The 1,047-nt window shown below is 68.8% G+C and carries 1 protein-coding gene; it reads left to right on the top strand.

The window, feature by feature from the left end; genetic code table 11:
• Positions 1-66: 66 nt before the first annotated feature.
• A partial coding sequence (locus JNW98_RS35495) for a transposase (RefSeq protein ID WP_223772379.1) occupies positions 67-1,047 on the top strand: 981 nt, incomplete at its 3' end.

The raw sequence follows: 1,047 nt of genomic DNA, 5'->3' as shown, positions 1-1,047 counted from the left end.
ATCATGTGCTCCGACCAAGGACGCACGTGACCACGACGAAGGCCGTGAGGGTGAGTCTGCTGCCTGATGCTGTCCGGTAGGGAAGCGTTCGCGGAAGCGTCACGCTTCCGGGGCGAGTTCTACGAGTGTCTGACCGCCCGGCGCGACGCGTTGTTCGAGCTGGTGGACGCGGTGCTGTGTGCGGACGGGGCGGTGAGGTCCCCGGTGGACCTGACGCTGCTGCCCGAACATCGACGTGGGCACGGCGCGATGTACGGCGGCCTGAACCACGGCCGCATCGACGTCGACCAGCTGCGGACCGTGCTGGCATGCCTGTCGCTGCCGCGTTTCGAGGGCGGGCGCCTGGTCCTGGCCGTCGATGTGTCGCCGTGGCTCCGCTCGGACGCGCCGTGCTCGGCAGACCGGTTGTTCTGCCATGTCTACGGCCGTGCGAAGAGGGCGTCGCAATTCATTCCGGGCTGGCCGTATTCCTTCGTCGCCGTGCTGGAGCCGGGCGCCACGTCCTGGACCGCGATCCTCGATGTGATTCGGCTCGGCCCCGCGGACGACGCGACCGCGATCACCGCCGCTCAGCTGCGAGGAGTCGTCGAGCGGCTCATTGCCGGCGGTCAATGGCAGGCCGGGGACCCGGACATCGTGATCGTGAGCGATGCCGGCTACGACGTCACCCGCCTGGCCTGGGTCCTGCGCGACCTGCCCGTCGAGCTGGTCGGCCGGGTCCGCTCCGACCGCGTCATGCGCCTGCCGAAGCCGCCTCGCGTCCACGACCCGAAGGGCGGGCGGCCGCCCAAGCACGGCCCGGAATTCCGCTTCGCCAAGCCGGAGACCTGGCCCGAGCCCGCGATCACCACGATCACGGACACCAGCAACTACGGCAAGGCTGAAACCCAGGCATGGGACCGGGTCCACCCAAGGCTCACCCACCGCTCCTCATGGCTCGACCACGACGGCGAACTACCCGTGGTCGAGGGCACGTTGATCCGACTGAAGGTCGAGCATTTGTCGAAGGAACGGGATGCCCCGCCGGTGTGGTTGTGGTCCTCCAAG

The organism is Streptomyces huiliensis (assembly GCF_020037025.1).
Lineage (GTDB): Bacteria > Actinomycetota > Actinomycetes > Streptomycetales > Streptomycetaceae > Streptomyces > Streptomyces huiliensis.
Note: the sequence above shows the minus strand (reverse complement) of the source record. Positions and strands in the feature narration are given on the sequence as shown.